This is a genomic window from Burkholderia sp. MS455 (genome assembly GCF_016899445.1).
Classification (GTDB): Bacteria; Pseudomonadota; Gammaproteobacteria; order Burkholderiales; family Burkholderiaceae; genus Burkholderia; species Burkholderia pyrrocinia_C.
Window position 1 is genome coordinate 849,931 of the sequence record NZ_CP041778.1, and the last position, 20,555, is coordinate 870,485.

Consider the following 20,555-nt stretch of genomic DNA (forward strand, 5'->3'; position numbering starts at 1 on the left):
CGTCGGCCTTGGAACCTGTGTAGCCCGCCCCGCCACTTCAAAGGACCTCTTATGAGACCCGATCCGGCAACGCTGTACGTTGTTCTCGCTGTGACTTATGCGTTGATGGCACTGATTCACAGCCATCCGTAGAGCGCTTTTGTATCCTACATATGTGTTTGTAGGATAACCGCAGTCTAGCACTGTGGTCTAAGGCGTCAATAAAATCTCGCGGTTCTTTCGGGTGCTGAACCCGAGGGTAGCGCTTTGCCTCCGCCTGAAGTTGGGCGGAGGCTTTGTCACGCCTATAAGGAGTTGATGCACTCGATTGCTGAGTACCAGAGCCTTCGCGAAAAGGCCGTAGCAGTATCCCTCACTGAGATTCCCGAGGTTCGCCCGTATGCGCGTCGTCATGCCGAGCGACTACAAGAGCAAGGGCACGCCGGGGAAGTAATCAAACAGCTTTGCCGAGAAGCGCAAAGTAGCCGTCGCACGACGGATGACGCGGGGCTGACGAACCGGGAAGCGCTCTACGCGGGCCTGAATGCCTTCCGTTCCGCGCTGGAGACCGCCAAGCAGACCAAGCGGAAGGTCTCCAAGATCGAACACAAGGGCGGCAAGTACAACCCCCTCAACGCCGTCGATGTGGCCGTCCAGGCGGACGCAACATGGGGCGCGATTTGCGGCATGCTGGGCCGAATGGCAGACCCCGATAGACCACTCAGTGCGCAGACTCTAGCGGGAGCCTTGGCGGGCCGCCTCCGCAATCTGACGGGCGGTGCGCCGGAATATGGCGAACTTGGGTACGAGCGGGCTGCGTTGCTTCTCCTGGATCATTTCTGTGCGGCTACTGGTTGGCTGGAGGAGCGCACCGGCGAAACAAAGATGATGAGCCGCACGCGCAAGCCGAACACGTTCCACCTCACAGCGCGATTCATGGACGAGGTGGCAGGCGATGGCCTCGCGGTGGACTTCGCGGAGCGTCGGCCGATGCTTGTCCCGCCTGTGCCGTGGACGACGTTTGCGACGCATGGTGGATACCTTCACGACCAGATTCCCGCAGTTCGCGGTACGCGCCGCCCGATTGAGTCGGAGGTGATCGTGTCCGCGTTGAACGCATTGCAGGCTACGCGATTCCGGGTGAATCGTCGTGTGCTTGAGGTTGCTGCGACATTCAAGACGAATGCGGAGGACATGCGCGGGGCTGTCATACATGGCCGCTACATCGAGGCGCGGCACGACATTCCGGAATCACTCCGCCGCGCCAAGACAATCCGTAGTGCGCTCACGCTGGCCGCCATGCAGGAGCTAGCCGACGAGGAGGCGTTTTACTTCCCGTGGAATCTCGATTGGCGCGGCCGTATGTATCCCGCAACGAGCATCATTAGCCCGCAAGGTGCGGACCTGTGTAAGGGCTGTTTGGAGTTCGCGGACGGTACGCCCCTTGGCCGCGATGGTGGGAAGTGGCTCGCAATCCACCTGTGCAATCTCGCGGGAGAGGACAAGGTAACGGTAGGCGGGAAGAAGGTCCACAGGACGCCAGAGGAACGTGAGAAATGGACCCGCGACAACACACAGGCGATTCTCTCGTATGCAGGGAACCCGCGAGTCAACACCGGTTGGCATCGCGCGGATAAGCCATGGCAATTCCTCGCGGCGTGCTTCGAGTGGGCGGGATATCAGGAGGAGGGTGACGCGTTTCGCAGTCGCCTTGCGGGCGCGCTTGACGGAAGCTGTAGCGGGGTGCAAATGCTCGCGGGGATGACTCGCGATGTGTCTGCCGGCGCAATGGTGAATCTCGTTCCCGCTCCGCGCGGTGACGACTACTACGGTCGGATGGCGGACGCCTTATCTAAGCGCCTGTGCGGCCTTGTGGATCATGCTGACGCCGCAACGATGGCGCGGCTGCAATTCTGGGCTGAGAAGCCGATCGATCGAGACCTGTTGAAAGCCCCCAGTATGACGAAGGTGTACAGCGCGGGAACGTACACGTTCGGGGAGCAAGTGCAGAACAAGACGGGCGCGCCCGATGCGGAATCGATGTGGTTGGCCGCGCAAATCAACGCATGCTTTTCCGATGTTGCGCCGGGGATGCTCAATGCGATGGCCTACCTTCAATCGGTTTCCGACGTGATGACAGCGGCGGCCCTTCCGTTGGTATGGCGTACGCCTGCGGGACTGCGGGTCGAGCAAGCGCGGCTTGTGCGCAAATCAGTGCGCCTGGAGACACAAATCAGCGGCCCGGAATCGCGCCGTTCGCGCACGTTTTCCGTGGACACGGACGACCTTAGTAAGAACGATCAACGCGCAGGCGTAGCACCCAACTTCGTGCATGGCGTCGATGCCTCGCACATGGCGTTCGTTGTGAATGATCTGTACGGGAAAGGCGTCCGCAATTTCTGGATGATTCACGACTCATTCGGCGCACCGTTCGCCCAATGCGGAGAAGTGTTCCGAAGCACGCGCGCGCAGTTCATCGAGCTTATGTCCCCTGACTTGCTCCGGCGCTGGACAGAGGATGTCACGGCGGCCCTCACAGACGAACAGCGCGAGACGCTTCCGGAGCTTCCGGGTTACGGGGCGCTTAATCTTAACGTGGTCCGAGAATCAATTTACGCGTGGTTCTAGCTTTCATTATGAAAGGCCGTGTAAACTTCTCGCCGGGGCTAACAAACACAAATCAAACAAAGACAATGATTAAACGACTCACTGCTGTAGCTGTTCTTTCCGCATTTCTGGCCGCGTGTGGCGGGGGCGACGACAATGCATCCGCACCGGCAAACACTGGACCTGCAATCAAGCTGACGTACTCTGGATCGCCTCTCGTCGTGTCCGCCAACAAGGCGCGGGCGATGGCTGCTGCGGATACGTCCGCATCGTCTCCTGTAGTGCCGGAGTCGCAAGACACGATTAACCGCCTGCAAGACGCGTTCAAGGCGCGTGGGGCAGACATCGGCGTGTATCCCGGCATCGTCAACGGTTCGAAGTTGCACGATATCGTTGCGAGCGTGAACAATGGGATAGGTCCGACCTCTACCGAACTCGCAGCCGCGAACGTCAACATTTCGACATGGACCCTGGTGAATTTCCAATACGACGACATGGCGGGCTACGTGGACACGCCGGAAAAGCATGCCGCCGCAGAGCAGTTCTACAAGGACATTCGTGTATTCGCTGCGCGTGAGTACATCAAAGGCAATGTGGTGTATTTCGCCCGCCCGATCCTGTCGTGTTTGCCGGACAAGCTGGACGCACAGGGGAACGTCCTCCAGACATCCGCCGCGTCGTTGTGGTCCGCATTGGGGAGCGGCGGCGATAACGTCGGGCATGCAATCGGCGGTATCCGTCCTACGCCGGACCAGATGGGGAGCGACTGCCAAACGCCCGACACGACGGCCCAAGCCTCCTACGTCGATAGCATTGTCGATCCGCTTGTGACCGACTACAAGAATGCTCTGGACACCATCAACAAGTGCAAGCACAACCCCGAGGCGATTCCGGAGAATGAACGCGCGGGGCAGTGCTGGGGCATTACACCCGACAAGAAGTAACTAAACCTCGCGTGATTCGGAGGCTACCTTGACGCTCGCGTTTAGGAGTCTCCGAAGCGCGATGACCTCCAAGACCATCCGCCGCACGTCGGCACCGTCAACCCGCTCAGGGTGCTTCCACCAGCCGCGCAACGTACCTGTGTCCGGAGATACGAACTCCGGTAACGGGTCTGTTCCTACGGGGGCCGACGCGTAGGAGAGCGCTTGCTCGGTAGATTTCGGCTGCAAATGCCTATCCCTCCGCGTCTCATCTAGACGCCGTGTCCCTTCCTTCCCGAACGCGTGCCAGCGTTCAGCCTCCCCATCTGTCATCCAGAATTTGCAGTCGATCACGCCGTAGTACGAGTCAACGTACTCCCAACGGTACTCCCATAGCGGTTCCACGATTCACCTCGAAATACTGTACATACATCCAGTATATTCCGCGATACTATGGTCTGGTCAAGTCCTGGAAACGGGGCGCGATGTAGGCCGAGTGACTGAGGAGGTGGATATGCCGCGACCAATGACAGCCGTGCAAAGGGCGTTCATCGAGATGTGCATTGCGACTGCCAAGTACGAGATCGTCAATCTCATGTCGATCAGCGTCCTATCCTACGACGCCCGTTGCTACAACGACTTGAACAAGGATGTCGTCATGGGGAAATACGGCTTCTGTGAGGATCAGGTCGAGATAGGCCGAAGCTTGTTTCCCGACGCACCGGGCCAGCCCGAAGGCTCCGGATTTGACGAGATTTACCATGACGTTGTGTGTACCGCGCTGGACGAGTGGCTGCGGGGGCCGGTCATCCCGATGGAACAGATTGCATTTCCTCCGGACCCTGATTTCGACGAGGCGGACTCTGGCATCTCGAACGAGTAGAGGACGTGGACAGTGTGTACGAACTACAAGGCACCGGGCGAAGACCCCGGTATCAGCGAGCTTAAGATTGGCATTGGCGACCTGTACCGCCGCGACCCTTGGGACTTGGACGTGTACCCGGACTACGCCGCGCCGATTGCCTGCGCCACCAGAGACGGTATTGAAGTCGTCAAGAGCGTGTTTGGCTTCTGGCCGAAGTTTTTGCAGCCGGATCGCTTGGACGACGCGGGGAAGAAGAAAAAGAAGTTCGACACGGTAAACGCCCGCTCCGAGACGGTTGGGGAATCCCGCTTATATGCGCGGGCGTGGCGGGAGGGACAGCGCTGTTTGATTCCGGCCCAGTGGATTTACGAGCCGTGCTACGAGACCGGCAAGAACGTGTGGCAGCGGATCGGCCTTGCAGGCTGGCAGCCGTATTGTGTCGCGGGTATCTGGAAGCGGTACGAGGACCAGGACGGGCGGTCCCTGATTGGCATGTCCATGTTGACCGTCAATGCGGACGGGCATCCCCTCATGTCCCGCATGCACAAGCCGAACGACGAGAAGCGCTCAGTTGTGATCCTGCGGCCGAACGACTATGACGAGTGGCTACACACGAGGAACATAGAGGCGGCTCGCTCAATGCTACAGTTGTATCCAGCAGATGAGATGGACGCAGCGCCGAAAGGCGAAAAGTGATTGCAGGGTGATCCAAAAGGGGCTAGTATTATGGACATGGGCGACGCACTCGCGTAACCCGACAACCCCTAGAGGACGACTGAATTGGATAAGACCGTGGACATTCTCAAAGTTGAGGCAGAGATTGCCAAACTAATGACGGAATCAGCAAAGCTGACCGCTGAGGCTACTAAGTTGAACGCGGAAACCGTCAAGATGAATGCGGAAGCAGCCAAGCTGCAACGCGAGACGCGGTGGTACCCGGTGATCTGGGCTACGGCCTTCGTCGGAACGGCCCTCGCTCTCGCTAGAATCCTGCCTCACTAACCGACCGGCCCGCGCAAGCGGGCCTTTCTCTATGCGCTATTCCCCACCATCCGCCGCTGACCTCAGAAAACTCAAAGACTCGCTAGACAAGACAAGTGAGGAAATGGCCGAACTGTTCGCGCTTGCTGGCGGGCAACAGTGGCGTAAGTATACGGGCGGAGAGTCCCCGCGAGTGATGGGCGAGGATCGTTTGTTCTACGCGGCAGCCCGCCTTGCGCTTACTGATGAAGAACTACAACGCGTGTACGACAAGATGCGCGCCATCGGCGCGACCTTGGACTAGCCAAGACACGCGCGCATCGCTGCTTCGCGCCGCTTAACGAGTCCGGGGAGTTGCTTCTTTGAGCGATCCCTCGTCGCACACATCCCCGTAACATTCCCTTTGCCTTTCTCGACTGTCGCGCAGGTCCATCGCGGCAGTTCGTGGCATGCCCCCGCACGATCCCCAGCGTTGACTTTCTTGAGGAGCGTACTAGCCGCAAGGTTGGCTGCTCCTGCATTGAATGCGAAGTCCGTATAGGCGATCCGTTCCCCTTCCGACAGAGGCACCTTAACAAGCCTCTGTACGGCTCTATCAGCCTCGCTGATGTCCTTCCCCAGCAAATAGCTACACACGTCGTCCGAGTACGCCTGACCGAGCCTGAGCGGCTTTCCGTCCGGGCCAGTGCGTGCGTGACCATCGCACACTGTCGGAATGCCTACCGGGTCAAGGTAGACTTTGTTCGAATGCCCTTCGAACTGGGCGGTAAAAAGCGCGGCGGCCACAGCGGCGGCACCTGCTACACGGGCAACGACGGCCCTGTTGATTTGTGGCATAGGATTCCTTAGTAAAAAGACAAAAGAAAAACCCGCGCTAACTGCTCGCGGGCCGGAGTGCTTAGGCTGCTACCGCTATTTCGTGATCGGTGGCAGCGTCACGCCGTGAACCTCATACTTCTCCATCGCCTCCACAAGTGGCCGCAGCGGGTAGAACTCGCCGCCGTAGTTGCTAGACGCATCGCCGTCGCTGTGGCCTTGCAGCGCGTCTGCAATCTCCTTCGTGATCCCGTGGTCCCGGCACACATCCTTAAATGTGTGGCGGAAGCTGTGGAACACCATTTTCGGGTCGCTCGGGCTGCAATACTTGCGCAGGTACTCCCGAATCCACCACAGCGACCACACGCCAGATTCCACGCCAAACTTGTCCGCCTTCATCTCGTAGAACACGCGCGGCTTGTCTCTGCGGGAGGCTACGAACTCAATGAATCCCCGCGTTACCATTTCGCGGTGCAGGGGAATTCTGCGAACTGACCCAGCAGTCTTTACGCCTTGTTGACGTTCTTCGTTGTGAGTCAGCCTTAAGACCCAGCAAGATCGCCGCTTCCCATCACCGCCAATGTACGTTTCCTCGTAGACATCTTCGGGGTGAAGTTGGCTGAGTTCTTCGACGCGCGCGCCCGTGTACAGCCCTAGAAGGGGTAGCCAGTACGTAGCAGGGGACGCGCCAACCCCTGACCATGCGGGACGTTCTCCCACATATGCAGGCCCGGAGAAAATCCGGTTCAGCGTTGGAACGTCGAAGGACGGGCGGGCCGACTTACGCGCGCGGCGTATCTTTACGTCTACGCGGACCCCTGCACACGGGTTATCCTCTCGCCACGCGCGGCTAACTGCTACAGAGAACATGGAGCCAAGTTGCGTGATGCACGTTTGCACAACGTTCGTAGAAAAGCCTGCGTCGGTGAGTTTGTCTTTAAACTGGACGATGTGCGCTTTAGTGACTAACGCTGCATCCAGATTACCGACGTACTTGGTAAATCGACCAATCACGCGCAGGTGTGATGCGATAGTTTTGGGGGCTGGGGAGCGCGCTTTCTCCCACTCCGCAAACAGCGCGTCCATGTCGTGACCGGCTTCGCGGGGCTGGGTAGCTGCAACAGCCACGGCGGAGGATGCCCGAGCCTTGCCGATAGCGTTCGACGCTTGGTGTGTAGCGCGGTCGGCTTCTGCTTCGTACTTGGCAAGTTCGGAGTTGCTCAACAGGTGGGTATGTGCGCAGTGTTCGACCACACGCGCGGAGCGGTACATAACCATCCGCTCAAACATGGCTTCCTCATGTTCGAAAAACCACGCGTCGCGGTCCTCCTCTTCCTGTGCCTCAAGCTGTTCTATCGGTAGCCCATCCCAGTATTTCGGGTATGTCCTGTTCTCGATTGCGCGGCGATGGTCAGCAAACATGACTGCGTACGCAAGGTCATGCACGTTGCACAGTTCTGTTGCCTTTGCTCTGCTATCCACGCCTAACGCAAACTTGATTACCTTTTTCCCCATATGTTCGACAAGATCGAGGGGAACCCGACGACGGTAGTAATATCGCGTCCCAACCTTGTGCAAATGTGCGCTCATACGCAACCCCGTGTGTACCGTGCATGTGTACTAGTTATCCCCGCCAGAGCCTTATGTGGCGGGGCTCCATTGTACAACGGGCGTTTTAATTGTGTCCCAAGAAACTTTTGACATCGCCGTGATCGGCGCGGGCGCCGCCGGGATGATGAGCGCCGCGGTCGCCGGGCAGCTCGGCCGCCGCGTCGTGCTGATCGATCACGCACCGCGGCTCGCCGAGAAAATCCGCATCTCGGGCGGCGGCCGCTGCAACTTCACGAACCTGTACGCAGGCCCCGACAACTACCTGTCGGCGAATCCGCATTTCGCGCGTTCGGCGCTGGCGCGCTATACGCCGCGCGACTTCCTCGGGCTGCTCAGGCGCCATCATGTGACCTGGCACGAAAAGCACAAGGGCCAGCTCTTTTGCGACCACGGCAGCGACACGATCATCGACGTGCTGAAGCACGAATGCGACGCAGGCGGCATCGCGTGGCGCCGGCCCGTCATCGTCGACGCGGTGCGCCACGCGCCGGCCGACGGCTTCACGCTCGACACGCAGCAGGCCGGGCCGATCGGTGCGCGCGCACTGATTGTCGCGACGGGCGGCCTGTCGATCCCGAAGATCGGCGCGACCGACTTCGGCTACCGGCTCGCGAAGCAGTTCGGCCACAAGCTCATCGATACGCGGCCCGCGCTCGTGCCGCTCACGTTCGCGCAGCACGACTGGGAGCCGTTCGCGGCGCTCTCCGGCGTGTCGCTCGAAGTGCGCGTATCGACCGGCGACAAGAAGCGCGGCGGCGAATTCGTCGAGGACCTGCTGCTGACCCATCGCGGCCTGTCGGGGCCCGGCATCCTGCAGATCTCGAGCTATTGGCAACCCGGCGACCCGATTCGCGTCGACCTGCTGCCGCAGCGCGACACGGTGGCCGACCTGCTCGACGCGAAGCGCACGTCGAAGCGCCAGATCGGTTCGCTGCTGGCGGACTGGGTGCCGTCGCGCCTCGCGCACGCATGGCTCGACACGCATCGCGTCGCGGCCGACGCACGGCTTGCGGACCTGCCCGACAAGACGCTGCGCCAGATCGGCGACGCGCTCGCCGGCTGGACGCTGACGCCGAACGGCACCGAAGGCTACAAGAAGGCCGAGGTGACGAAGGGCGGGATCGATACGCGGGAGCTGTCGTCGGCGACGATGATGAGCGCGCGCGTGCCGGGGCTGTTCTTCGTCGGCGAGGCCGTGGACGTGACGGGCTGGCTCGGCGGCTACAACTTCCAGTGGGCGTGGGCGTCCGGCACGGCGGCCGGGCAGGCCGCGGCGGAGTATGCGCGCGGCGCCTGACGGGCCGGGCAAGCCCCGTTTTAGCGGGACCAGGCCCCGTGCCTTTGAACAATCGCTCTGCTATACTCGGTAGTCTTTCCCTGCAAACCTTTATTCGTGTCGGATCATGACGATCATTCGCGTTAAAGAGAACGAGCCGTTCGAAGTTGCAATGCGTCGCTTCAAGCGCACGATCGAGAAGAACGGTCTGTTGACCGAACTTCGTGCGCGCGAGTTTTACGAGAAGCCGACCGCGGAGCGCAAGCGCAAGAAGGCTGCTGCGGTGAAGCGTCATTACAAGCGTATCCGCAGCCAGACGCTGCCGAAGAAGCTGTACTGAACGATTGGGCGCCGCGCGGTTCGCTGAGCGGCGCACCGGCGACTCCGTGCGATCGGGTGATCGCGCAGCCGATCAGGCGGCGAGTCGCCGATGCCGGATTCGAGCAACCCGCTTGAGACACTGTCCCAAGCGGGTTTTTGTGTTGACGCCCGTTCGCGGGCGTCGGATTCACGTTTCCATCCCGGGTGAAAGATGAGTTTGAAAGAGCAGATCAGCGAAGACATGAAGGCCGCGATGCGCGCGAAGGAAAGCGAGCGCCTGGCGACGATTCGCCTGCTGATGGCCGCGATCAAGCAGCGCGAGGTCGATGATCGGGTCACGCTCGACGACGCGGGCATCACGGCCGTGATCGACAAGATGATCAAGCAGCGCAAGGATTCGATCAGCCAGTTCCAGGCCGCCGGCCGCGACGACCTCGTCGCGAAGGAGCAGGCCGAGTTGACCGTGCTGGGCGGCTACATGCCCGCGCAACTGTCGGATGCCGAAGTGGCGGCCGAAGTCCAGGCGGCGGTCGCGCAAACCGGCGCAGCCGGCCCGCAGGACATGGGCAAGGTGATGGGCGTGCTGAAGGGCAAGCTCGCCGGCCGTGCCGACATGACGGCCGTTTCCGCGCAGGTCAAGGCCGCGCTCACGAAGTAAAACCCGTTCCCGGCGCGCGCGGCGTTGCGTGCGCCGGGCGTCTCGTATGGTCTTTTTTCGCTCGATCCCACGGTGATTCCGCATTCGTTCCTGCAGGACTTGCTGAACCGCGTCGATATCGTCGACGTGGTGGGGCGGTACGTGCAGCTCAAGAAGGGCGGCGCCAACTTCATGGGGCTGTGCCCGTTCCATAACGAGAAGAGCCCGTCGTTTACCGTCAGCCCGACCAAGCAGTTCTATCACTGCTTCGGCTGCGGCGCGCACGGTACGGCGATCGGCTTTCTGATGGAGCATGCGGGGCTCACGTTCCCGGAAGCCGTGCAGGAGCTCGCGCAGTCCGTCGGGCTGACCGTGCCGCACGAGCCGTCGATGCGCGGCGGCGGAGGAGGCGGAGGAGGCGGGGGCGGCGATTATCCGGCGCCGGTGTCGAAATCCGTCGCGACCGCGCTGTCCGATGCGATGACTGCCGCGTGCGATTACTACCGCAAGCAGTTGCGCGGCGCGACCGTCGCGATCCAGTACCTGAAGAACCGGGGCCTGACCGGCGAGATCGCCGCGCGCTTCGGTCTCGGTTATGCGCCGGACGGCTGGCAGAACCTCGAAACCGCGTTCCCCGACTATCGCGACGAGTCGCTCGTCGAGTCGGGGCTCGTGATCGTCAGCGAGAAAACCGATGCGCAGGGCGTCGCGCGCCGCTACGACCGGTTCCGTGAGCGGATCATGTTCCCGATCCGCAACGTGAAGGGGCAGGTCATCGGCTTCGGCGGCCGCGTGCTCGGCAGCGGCGAGCCGAAATACCTGAACTCGCCCGAAACGCCGCTGTTCAACAAGGGCAGCGAGCTGTACGGGCTGTTCGAGGCGCGGCTCGCGATTCGCGAGCGCAAGTACGTGCTGGTCGTCGAAGGCTACATGGACGTCGTCGCGCTCGCGCAACTGGGTTTTCCGAACGCGGTCGCGACGCTCGGCACCGCGTGCACGCCGATTCACGTGCAGAAGTTGCTGCGTCAGACCGACACGGTCATTTTCAGTTTCGACGGCGACTCGGCCGGGCGGCGTGCGGCCCGGCGCGCGCTCGAGGCGTGCCTGCCGCATGCGGCGGACAACCGCACGATCCGGTTCCTTTTTCTGCCGGCCGAGCATGATCCGGACAGCTATGTGCGCGAGTTCGGCGCGGATGCGTTTTCCGAACAGGTCGAGCGCGCGATGCCGCTGTCGCAATTTCTGCTCAACGAAGCAATTGCCGGCAAGGCGCTCGATCAGCCGGAAGGCCGCGCGAAGGCGCTGTTCGACGCGAAGCCGCTGCTGCAGGCACTGCCCGCGAACGCGTTGCGCGCGCAGATCATGCACATGTTCGCGGACCGCCTCGATATCCCGTTCGAAGAGGTCGCGGGTTTGTCCGACGTCGACGCGCGGATCGCAGCGCCGCCGCGCCAGGCGCCCGCGCGCAGCGAGCGGCGCCGCGTGACGGACAGCGAAAAGCGTGCGTTGCGCACGCTGGTGATGCATCCGCGTATCGCATCGCAGCTCGACGACGAACAGATTGCGACCCTGCGCGCGTTGCCGCGCATCGGCGAGCTGTTCGCCGAAGTCGTCGATCATGCGCGTGCGCTGGGCGACGGCGCGGAGTTCCGGCTGCTGTCGGATGTCCTGAGGACGTCCTCGAACGGGGCGACTTACGAGGAAATCTTCCGCGAAATTCTGGACTATGATGAAAACGTCCGCGATTTGCTGTTACAGAATCCGGAAGACGAGACGGTGCCTGAGCGGCAGCGCGAACAGGAACGGATCGCGGGGGAGGAGTTGCAGGCGGCGGTGCTCAAGATGCGCTATGACGCCTGCTGCGACCGGCTCGATCGGCTGGCGCGGCAATCCACCTTCACACCCGAGGAATTGGCCGAATTGACGGAATTGAACCAGCAGCGAACCGACATGAAGCGTCGGCTCGGGCTGTAGGCGGCCGGGGCGCTTAGAGAGGGTTCCCCAGCGTGCTATAATATAAGGTTTCCAGCGGTTTGTTTTCCAAGCAGAGGCGAGAATCGCGATGGCAAAGACGACAGGCGGAAAGAAAGCAACAGGCAAGGGCTCGACGGAGCCGACCAAGAAGGTCACAGCGGCCAAGTCTGCTTCTTCCACCAGGACAACGTCTTCAGCATCGTCAGCCCCTGCGGGAAAGAAAACCGCGGCCGGCACCGCTCAGGCTGCGCCGGCACCGGCAGCCAGAACACGGGCTGCCGCCAGACCCGACTCCGGGCCGGCCAAGCCGGCAGCGAAGCGGGCAAGTGCGAAAAGCGCAAGGGACACGACTGCCGCCGCGGACGAAACGGCAGTACGTACTACTCATGCACCCACGGTTCAACCGGCTGTCGTCCAGCAGCCGCGAGTCGATATAGCCGGTACGGCGAACTCCATGACCAAAAAGCTGAACGAAGTATCCGTCGATGACGACGCAAATCAGAGCGACGAGCAGCCCGCAGCCGCGGCTGCACCGGGCAAATCCAAGGTGCGCGATCGTCGTGCCAAGGAAAAGGCGCTGCTGAAGGAAGCGTTCGCGACGAGCACGCCGGGCACGGCCGAGGAGCTCGAAGAGCGCCGCGTGAAGCTGCGCGCGCTGATCAAGCTCGGCAAGGAGCGCGGCTTCCTTACGTACGCCGAAATCAACGATCACCTGCCGGACAACTTCACCGAGACCGAAGCCCTCGAAGGCATCATCGGCACGTTCAACGACATGGGCGTGGCGGTCTACGAGCAGGCGCCGGACGCGGAAACGCTGCTCCTGAACGACAACGCGCCGGCCGCGTCGTCGGACGATGAAGTCGAAGAGGAGGCGGAAGTCGCGCTGTCCACCGTCGATTCGGAATTCGGCCGCACGACCGATCCGGTCCGGATGTACATGCGCGAAATGGGCACGGTCGAGCTGCTCACGCGCGAAGGCGAAATCGAGATCGCGAAGCGGATCGAGGACGGCCTGCGCCACATGGTGATGGCGATTTCCGCGTGCCCGACGACGATCGCCGACATCCTCGCGATGGCCGAGCGCGTCGCGAACGAAGAGATCCGCGTCGACGAGCTCGTCGACGGCCTGCTCGATCCGAATGCTTCGGACTCCGCCGATACGGACGGCTTCTCCGCGAAGGAAGCGGAAGCCATCGAGAACGAGGACGAGGAAGCCGAAGAGGAAGAGGAAGAAGAGGAAGAGGAGGAGGATGACGGTGCCGCACAGGCATCGGCCAACGCCGCCCAGCTCGAAGCCCTCAAGCGTGCCTCGCTCGAGAAGTTCTCGCAGATCAGCGAGTGGTTCGACAAGATGCGCCGCGCGTTCGAGAAGGAAGGCTACAAGTCGAAGGCCTACCTGAAGGCGCAGGAAACGATCCAGACCGAACTGATGACGATCCGCTTCACCGCGCGTACCGTCGAACGCCTGTGCGACACGCTGCGTGCTCAGGTGGACGAAGTGCGTCAGGTCGAGCGCCAGATCTTGCACATCGTCGTCGACAAGTGCGGCATGCCGCGTTCGGAATTCATCGCGCGCTTCCCGGGCAACGAAACCGACCTCGACTGGGCCGAGAAGATCATGGCCGAAGGCCATTCGTACAGCGCGGTACTGTCGCGTAACGTTCCGGCGATCCGCGAACAGCAGCAGCGCCTGCTCGACCTGCAGGCGCGCGTCGTGCTGCCGCTGAAGGACCTGAAGGAAACCAACCGCCAGATGGCGGCCGGCGAACTGAAGGCACGCCAGGCGAAGCGCGAAATGACCGAGGCCAACCTGCGTCTCGTGATCTCGATCGCGAAGAAGTACACGAACCGCGGCCTGCAGTTCCTCGACCTGATCCAGGAAGGCAACATCGGCCTGATGAAGGCGGTGGACAAGTTCGAATACCGCCGCGGCTACAAGTTCTCGACCTATGCGACGTGGTGGATCCGTCAGGCCATCACGCGTTCGATCGCGGACCAGGCGCGCACGATCCGTATTCCGGTTCACATGATCGAGACGATCAACAAGATGAACCGCATCTCGCGGCAGATCCTGCAGGAAACCGGTCTCGAGCCGGATCCGGCAACGCTCGCCGAGAAGATGGAAATGCCGGAAGACAAGATCCGCAAGATCATGAAGATCGCGAAGGAGCCGATCTCGATGGAAACGCCGATCGGTGACGACGACGATTCCCATCTCGGCGACTTCATCGAGGACACCAACACGGTCGCGCCGGCGGATGCCGCGCTGCATGCAAGCATGCGGGACGTCGTGAAGGACGTGCTCGATTCGCTGACGCCGCGCGAGGCGAAGGTGCTGCGGATGCGCTTCGGCATCGAGATGAGCACGGACCACACGCTCGAGGAAGTCGGCAAGCAGTTCGACGTCACGCGCGAGCGGATCCGTCAGATCGAGGCCAAGGCGCTGCGCAAGCTGCGTCACCCGAGCCGTTCCGACAAGCTGAAGTCGTTCCTCGAAGGGAACTGATTTCCAGCGTTTCTCCTGCGAACGCCGCCGGCATCTGCGTGATGCCGGTGGCGTTCGTCTCCTTTGTTGTTACAATGCCGGCCCGGCTTCCTTGCCGGGGCTGCGTGTAGCACGCGTCGTATCTCATCAGGGCTTGTAGCTCAGCGGTTAGAGCAGTCGACTCATAATCGATTGGTCGCGGGTTCGAACCCCGCCGGGCCCACCAGATTCGCTTCCACGGTGTTCCATGGATTGCCGCAAACCCGCGATAGCCGCAAGGCTTCGCGGGTTTTTTATTGGTTCAACGCGAAATTCCGGGGAAGGCGACGCGGCTCTTTAGGAAGAAGTACTCATCGTCGCGGTAGTCGAACTCGGTCGCATCGGCGTCGGCGGATGCCGGCCTCACGAGAAACACGCGCATCCCGGCCTTGAACACGTGATGCGAGGGCAGACGCTGATTGACCAGTTCGATGAATTGCGTGGCTGAGATCACGGGCATGAAAGCAGACATGGATCTTCTCCGGTACGAACTGATAAAGCGTTCAGAACGGACAAGCGTGAGCGTCTCAGGGTTTCACGCAGTCAGAGGCCGCGGCATCAAAGCGTACCGCGGGCCGTGGACGATTCGGCATTCAACCAGTAGCCGTGCTTGCCGTAGAACTGATGCAGCACAATCTCGTCGCTTCGATAGACGGGCTGCGAATCGTCGTATTCGGGGCACTGGCGAATCGAGTCGCGGTTGAGCGCGGTTGATACCGTTTCCCTGGCCCAGTCCACCCGGTCGAGCCAGTGCGTCGCGATCAGGACTGCCTTGTTGGTCAACCACCAGTTCCGCGTACTGATTGCGAGATAGCGGATCACCCAGGCTTCATCGTCATAGATGAAGTCGGACACGCGGCCGATGCGTCCGGCCGTGGTTTCGAGCCGATAATCCTTGACCCGGCCGGTGCCGCGCAGATGCGTATCCGTCGGTGTGTCTGCGGGCGCGTCGGCCCCCGCGTCGGCCGGCGTTGCGCGAGTGGGCAGCGGACTTCCAGCCTCGAAATCTTGCGACAGGGCGGCAGAATGGAACGCAGGGTATGCGCCCATGCCCCACAGGTTCGGGCCACCCCAGTAGGGCGGGTAATGGTAGTACCGCAGGTATTCGACCTCGTGTTGACGGGATAGCGGCTTGCGTGTGTCCAGATTCGGGCTGTCTCCTACTTGATGGCGCGTCAGGTCGACATGCAGCGTGCTGGATCGGGAGTCGGTGTGCTTGACGGAGTAGGGCGAGATGAGCACCCGCCTCTCCTGCAGCCAGTCGCCCGTCTTGACGACGAGGTAGCGGATGCACCAGTTGTCGTCGTCGAAGTAGGCTTGAATGACGTGTCCGATGTCGCCGTCCTTCGCGCGGACCGCGCTTCCGTGCAATTCCTTGATGCTTCGTAGCATGATGTTCTCGTCAGATCGATGCGCGGCATGTCGATGATCCGGCTGAACCGCGTGCCGTGCGGTGGCGTCCAGTCGCTCGCCCGTGGATGCCGAGCGATTCGTACCGATCCCGTTCATGCTCGTGGTGCCACAGTCTGATATTTCGTCGTGACGGATTCCGGCATGCTTTCACGATACTGGCAACGGACTGCCGACGCGGTACGAAAGCGTACAAAGCGTGTGCCGGATCGGACATGGGGCTGTCGGATCGACGCGGATCAGGCGGCTATTCGCGCCGCATGTCTGTGCGGTGCCGGACGCTTGGTCTTCATCCGATTACGCGCCGTCCGGGGCGTCGTCCGCACAGGCTTCGGCAACTTGAGCATCGCGCTGCCTGCGGGCGTGGCGCTACCGCGAACACTGCGTCGGCGGCATGTCGCGCATCTTCGGAACACCACCACCGGGAAAACATGGGAGTGTGCCGTCCCGATGGCAATCGAAGTATGCTGTGGCGCGGCACGGTCCGCGCGCGATGCCTGTCGGGCGCCCGGGCAGCCGTCGAGCCCCGAGATCCATCCGGCGGCCGGAATAAACATGCTTCGCCCGGGAGTGGCGACGGTAATCATGATCATGCTGCGTTCGTGGGGTGCGATTCTTTCGTTGCTGGCGCTCGTCGCGTGCGCCAGCCTGCCGCCGCAGGCCGACCGCGCGCCGACGCATGCGTTCGCCGACACGGAAAACACGCGGCTGGGCGTTGCGTTCCGCCAGCAGGCCGGTATGCATCCGGGGCAGGACGCGTTTCATCTGCTGACGGATCCGGTCGATGCGCTGGATGCGCGCGTGCTGCTTGCGGACCGCGCGGACCGGTCGCTGGACCTTCAGTACTACATCTGGCACGACGACCTGACCGGGCACGAACTGGCCGACGCGATCATTCGCGCGGCCGATCGCGGCGTGCGCGTCCGCGCGCTGCTCGACGATCTCGGCACGAACGCGGACGACCGCAAGCTGCTCGAGATCAGCTCGCACCCGAACATCGAGATCCGGCTGTTCAACCCGGTTGCCACGCGTACGTTCAAGAAGATCGGCACGGTGTTCGAGTTCTCGCGCGTCAACCGGCGCATGCACAACAAGGCGATGATCGCGGACAACCAGGCGGCGATCGTCGGCGGCCGCAATATCGGAGACGAATACTTCGGCGCATCGTCGATGCTGGAGTTCGGCGATCTCGATGTCGTCGTCCATGGTCCGGTCGTGAAGGACATCTCGACGGAATTCGATACGTTCTGGAATTCCCCGTATGCGTATCCGATCGACGCGCTGGTCGGGCACGACGCGGTGCCGGGCGGGCTGGACCGCGAGCGCGAACGGTTGCGCGACTACCTGAGGGCGATGGAGGACAATCCTTACGTGCTCGAAGCGAGGCAACGGCTCGACCGGATCGTTCATGGGCAGGGCACGGAACTGTCGTGGGGGCGCGCGACGGTGCTGTACGACGATCCGTCGAAGATCGCGCATTCGCCGAAGGACAGCGACGGGCATCTGATGCCGCAGCTGCGCGCGCTCGCATTGCAGCCCGAACATGACCTGCTGATCGTGTCGCCGTATTTCGTGCCGGGCGAGGCCGTCGTCGATCGGCTGCGCGCGCTCTCGGCGCGCGGCGTGCGCGTGACGGTGCTGACCAATTCGCTCGCGTCGACCGACGTGGCGGCCGTGCATGCCGGCTACCGTCGCTACCGAAGCGATCTCGTGGCGGCCGGCGTGCGGCTTTACGAGCGGAGGCCGTCGGGCGACAAGAGCATTTCGAAGCAGGTCATCATCGGGTCGTCGCGTGCGTCGCTGCATGCGAAGACCTATGTGTTCGACCACAAGAGCATTTTCATCGGGTCGATGAATCTCGATCCGCGCTCGCTGAACCTCAATACGGAGATCGGCGTTTACTGCGAGAGTCCGGCGATTGCGTCGCAGGTCGCAAACGACCTGGAATCTCGACTCGACCGGATCGCGTGGCGCGTCGAGCCGAGGACCGATCCGGCGGGGAAGGGGCAGCTCAAGTGGGTTCAGACCGATTCGGACGGGACGGTCGTCGAACTCGGTCAAGAACCGGAAGTGTCGGCCGCGCGTCGGATGGAAGTCTGGTTTCTCGGGCTGTTTCCGATCGAGTCGCAACTGTGAGCGACGATGCGGCGTGCTGCGCTCAGCACAGCGAGCGGTTGAGTTTTTCGATGACGTCCGCGAACTGCCTCGTCGCTGTTTCGATCGTCGCGTCGCTTAGCCCGGAATATCCGAGCACGAAGCCGTTGTACCGGCGGCCGTCGCCGACACCGTAGCTGCTCAGCGGCTGAAGCAGCAAGCCATGCGCGTCCGCCGCGCGCGCGACTTCGGTATCGTGCAGCGGCAGCGAGAGATCCGCCGACAGATGCATGCCGCCCGGGCTTTCCCGAACGCGCAACGAAGTGCCTAGATGGCGGGCGAGTGCTGCTTCGAGGCTGCTGCGCCGCGCGGCATACAGCGCCCGCATGCGGCGCAGGTGCCGCGCAAAGAGGCCGGTGTCGATGAATTCGGCCATCGCCAGTTGATCGGCCGAATGGCCGCGATGGACGAGTTCGCGCAGCGTCCTGGCGAAGCGGTCGACCAGCACGGGCGGCACCACCATGAAGCCGAGCCGGAGCGCGGGAAACATCGTCTTGCTGAATGTGCCGAGATAGCAGACGGGCGCGTCGGCATCGAGGCCCTGGATCGCCGGGAGCGGCTGGCCGCCATGGCGGAACTCGCTGTCGTAGTCGTCCTCGATGATCCACGCGCCGCATGCGCGCGCATGCTCGACGAGCGCCGCGCGTCGCCGCGGGCTCATCAGCGCGCCGAGCGGGTATTGGTGCGACGGCGTCGTATAGATCAGTCGGGGCGGGTGGGCGCGCCACTGTTCGTCGGTCGGCGCCATGCCTTCGTGGTCGACCTCGATCGGCACGATATTCAGGCCGGTCGAGCGGAATGCCGTCCTGGCGCCGTTATAGCAAGGGTTTTCGAGCCAGCCGAATTCGCCGGGATCGGCCAGCATGCGCGCGCACAACTCGAGGCTGCCCTGCGTGCCGTCGGTGATGAATACCTGGCCAGCTTCGCAGCGCACGCCTCGCGAAACCTGGATGTAGGCGGCTACGGCGCGCCGCAATTCGGGCAGCCCTTCGACCGGGCCATACGCGAGCTGGGCGGGCTTGACGGCTTTCCATGCGCGCTCGATGCAACGGCGCCACTGGGCGACCGGGAATTCGTCGAGCGAAGGAAGGCCGGGGACGAACGGCAGCATGCATTCGGGCTCGGGATGGGCGTTCTCCAGGCCGTACACGCGCTCGGCCAGGCGAACCGGGGCCGGGCTGTCGTCATTCCCGGCGCTCGAACGGCCGCATCCGTCCCACAGCGTGATCGTGCCGTTGCGCGTGGCCGCCACGAAGCCTTCTTCGGCAAGGCGCTCGTACGCATAGACCGCGGAGTTGCGCGCGATTCCCAGCTCCGTCGCGAGCACGCGCGTCGATGCGAGCCGCGTGCCGGGCGGAATGTGCCCGTCCAGCAGCATGTCGCGCAGGCTCCGGTACAGGGCTTCCTGCTGGCTGTGTCTTGTCGTGCCGTCCTGTCTGGAAAGCGACGAGATGAGCAGCGCGAGATCCATAGGCTGGTTCCAGAATTTTTCCTTGGGCTGGTTCTTTTTAAGAATCAATGCACATCGTATTGTTCGCATTCTCGCGGCGCAGCCCCGTGCCGGGCGATTCGCAGCGGATTGCCGGTACGTCGGACGATCGTTGCAACGGCGTATTTTGATCGATTCGGCGCGCGACTGTCGATAAGTCGATCGACCCGTCGTTCGGGCGTGGATGCTGCACGATTCCGATTCGATTCATTTCGCAGTGCATAGATGTTTTCGATCGAATTCCGCGTGTTGCCGAAACGCGGACCGCTCGATGCGCGCCAGGTGGCGCACGAACAGGAAAACCAGACATGAAAGACCATACCCTCATCTCTCCCGCATCCCGTACCACCATACGCCGCCTGCCCGAACTGGCGAATCACGATCGCACGATGCTCCACCGCATCGTGGACGATGCGTACGTCTGTCACATTGCATTCGGCGACGGACACGACACGCACTGCATCCCGACCGCGCACTGGAGAAGGGGCGATGACCTCTATATTCATGGATCCAACGGGAGCCGGATGATCAAGGCGTTGTCTGCGGGCACGCAGGCGTCCGTGGCGATTACGCTGCTGGATGGGCTCGTGCTGGCCAAGTCTGCCTTCAGTCATTCGATGAATTATCGATCGGCGGTGATCTACGGGCAGTTCGGCATGGTGGAGGGTATGGCGGGAAAACTCGCGGCGCTGGATGCCTTCATGGACAAGATCGCCGCGGGCCGCAAGCATGAAGCGCGACCGGGCAATTCGAAGGAACTCAACGCAACCAGCGTGCTGCGGATTTCCCTTGCGGAAGCGGCCGTGAAGGTCAGCGATTCGCTGCCGTCCGACAAGGAGGAAGATCTCGCGCTCGCCGTGTGGGCGGGAATTCTGCCGCTGAAGACGACGCGCGGTACGCCGGTTCATGCCGACGGGAGCGGCAGCGTGCCCGTGCCGGACTACGTCCGGAACTGGGCCGATTGAGTATCGCGGCAAGATCGGGATGT

The 20,555-nt window shown here is 62.2% G+C and carries 18 protein-coding genes and 1 tRNA gene; 14 read left to right on the plus strand and 5 right to left on the minus strand.

Annotation, left to right across the window (positions count from 1 at the left end):
* Positions 1 to 297 precede the first annotated feature (297 nt).
* The 6 genes from FPJ27_RS08450 to FPJ27_RS08475 all read left to right on the plus strand — a co-directional run bounded on the left by FPJ27_RS08450 (position 298) and on the right by FPJ27_RS08475 (position 5,659).
* Positions 298 to 2,607, plus strand: a complete 2,310-nt coding sequence (locus tag FPJ27_RS08450) for a DNA-directed RNA polymerase (RefSeq protein ID WP_204422581.1) — start codon at positions 298 to 300, stop codon at positions 2,605 to 2,607.
* Between the two features lie 65 nt (positions 2,608 to 2,672).
* Positions 2,673 to 3,530, plus strand: coding sequence for a hypothetical protein (locus tag FPJ27_RS08455; RefSeq protein ID WP_204422582.1), 858 nt, complete (start codon positions 2,673 to 2,675; stop codon positions 3,528 to 3,530).
* A gap of 505 nt (positions 3,531 to 4,035) precedes the next feature.
* Positions 4,036 to 4,392, plus strand: a complete 357-nt coding sequence (locus FPJ27_RS08460) for a hypothetical protein (protein WP_204422583.1) — start codon at positions 4,036 to 4,038, stop codon at positions 4,390 to 4,392.
* A 12-nt stretch (positions 4,393 to 4,404) separates the two neighbouring features.
* Positions 4,405 to 5,070, plus strand: coding sequence for an SOS response-associated peptidase family protein (locus tag FPJ27_RS08465; protein WP_204422584.1), 666 nt, complete (start codon positions 4,405 to 4,407; stop codon positions 5,068 to 5,070).
* Between the two features lie 96 nt (positions 5,071 to 5,166).
* Entirely contained in the window at positions 5,167 to 5,376 is a 210-nt protein-coding gene (locus tag FPJ27_RS08470) for a hypothetical protein (protein WP_175036791.1), read from the plus strand.
* 103 nt (positions 5,377 to 5,479) lie between these two features.
* On the plus strand, positions 5,480 to 5,659 hold the full coding sequence (locus tag FPJ27_RS08475) for a hypothetical protein (RefSeq protein ID WP_343300470.1): 180 nt from the start codon (positions 5,480 to 5,482) through the stop codon (positions 5,657 to 5,659).
* On the opposite strand, the gene FPJ27_RS08480 is transcribed toward FPJ27_RS08475, so the two are convergent.
* Together FPJ27_RS08480 and FPJ27_RS08485 are read right to left on the minus strand one after the other, a co-directional pair.
* A complete protein-coding gene (locus FPJ27_RS08480; protein ID WP_204422586.1) occupies positions 5,656 to 6,192 on the minus strand; it encodes a lysozyme in 537 nt (178 codons plus the stop codon). The two genes, FPJ27_RS08475 and FPJ27_RS08480, sit on opposite strands and share 4 nt — an antisense overlap.
* A gap of 75 nt (positions 6,193 to 6,267) precedes the next feature.
* On the minus strand, positions 6,268 to 7,761 hold the full coding sequence (locus FPJ27_RS08485; protein ID WP_204422587.1) for a site-specific integrase: 1,494 nt from the start codon (positions 7,759 to 7,761) through the stop codon (positions 6,268 to 6,270).
* 142 nt (positions 7,762 to 7,903) lie between these two features.
* On the opposite strand from FPJ27_RS08485, the gene FPJ27_RS08490 reads away from it, so the two are divergent.
* The 6 genes from FPJ27_RS08490 to FPJ27_RS08515 all read left to right on the plus strand — a co-directional run bounded on the left by FPJ27_RS08490 (position 7,904) and on the right by FPJ27_RS08515 (position 14,701).
* A complete protein-coding gene (locus tag FPJ27_RS08490; protein WP_204423113.1) occupies positions 7,904 to 9,079 on the plus strand; it encodes an NAD(P)/FAD-dependent oxidoreductase in 1,176 nt (391 codons plus the stop codon).
* Between the two features lie 106 nt (positions 9,080 to 9,185).
* Positions 9,186 to 9,398 carry a 30S ribosomal protein S21 gene (rpsU, locus tag FPJ27_RS08495; RefSeq protein WP_006479415.1) on the plus strand — a complete coding sequence of 71 codons (213 nt, stop codon included), beginning with the start codon at positions 9,186 to 9,188 and terminating at the stop codon, positions 9,396 to 9,398.
* Between the two features lie 192 nt (positions 9,399 to 9,590).
* Positions 9,591 to 10,037, plus strand: a complete 447-nt coding sequence (locus FPJ27_RS08500; protein WP_006479409.1) for a GatB/YqeY domain-containing protein — start codon at positions 9,591 to 9,593, stop codon at positions 10,035 to 10,037.
* A 72-nt stretch (positions 10,038 to 10,109) separates the two neighbouring features.
* Complete coding sequence (gene dnaG / locus FPJ27_RS08505) at positions 10,110 to 11,990, plus strand: DNA primase (protein WP_204422588.1); 1,881 nt, start codon at positions 10,110 to 10,112, stop codon at positions 11,988 to 11,990.
* 88 nt (positions 11,991 to 12,078) lie between these two features.
* Complete coding sequence (gene rpoD / locus FPJ27_RS08510) at positions 12,079 to 14,496, plus strand: RNA polymerase sigma factor RpoD (RefSeq protein WP_072439428.1); 2,418 nt, start codon at positions 12,079 to 12,081, stop codon at positions 14,494 to 14,496.
* A gap of 129 nt (positions 14,497 to 14,625) precedes the next feature.
* Positions 14,626 to 14,701 (plus strand) — tRNA-Ile (locus tag FPJ27_RS08515).
* A 75-nt stretch (positions 14,702 to 14,776) separates the two neighbouring features.
* Here the strand turns inward: FPJ27_RS08515 and FPJ27_RS08520 are convergent.
* On the minus strand, positions 14,777 to 14,986 hold the full coding sequence (locus tag FPJ27_RS08520; RefSeq protein ID WP_204422589.1) for a hypothetical protein: 210 nt from the start codon (positions 14,984 to 14,986) through the stop codon (positions 14,777 to 14,779).
* Positions 14,987 to 15,072: 86 nt separating this feature from the next.
* On the minus strand, positions 15,073 to 15,906 hold the full coding sequence (locus FPJ27_RS08525; protein ID WP_204423115.1) for a PRC-barrel domain-containing protein: 834 nt from the start codon (positions 15,904 to 15,906) through the stop codon (positions 15,073 to 15,075).
* Between the two features lie 603 nt (positions 15,907 to 16,509).
* Here FPJ27_RS08525 and FPJ27_RS08530 point away from each other — a divergent pair.
* On the plus strand, positions 16,510 to 18,060 hold the full coding sequence (locus FPJ27_RS08530) for a phospholipase D family protein (protein WP_204422590.1): 1,551 nt from the start codon (positions 16,510 to 16,512) through the stop codon (positions 18,058 to 18,060).
* 22 nt (positions 18,061 to 18,082) lie between these two features.
* On the opposite strand, the gene FPJ27_RS08535 is transcribed toward FPJ27_RS08530, so the two are convergent.
* Entirely contained in the window at positions 18,083 to 19,549 is a 1,467-nt protein-coding gene (locus FPJ27_RS08535) for a PLP-dependent aminotransferase family protein (protein ID WP_204423117.1), read from the minus strand.
* 326 nt (positions 19,550 to 19,875) lie between these two features.
* Between FPJ27_RS08535 and FPJ27_RS08540 the strand changes: the two genes are divergently transcribed.
* Positions 19,876 to 20,532 carry a pyridoxamine 5'-phosphate oxidase family protein gene (locus FPJ27_RS08540; RefSeq protein ID WP_204422591.1) on the plus strand — a complete coding sequence of 219 codons (657 nt, stop codon included), beginning with the start codon at positions 19,876 to 19,878 and terminating at the stop codon, positions 20,530 to 20,532.
* Positions 20,533 to 20,555: the final 23 nt, after the last annotated feature.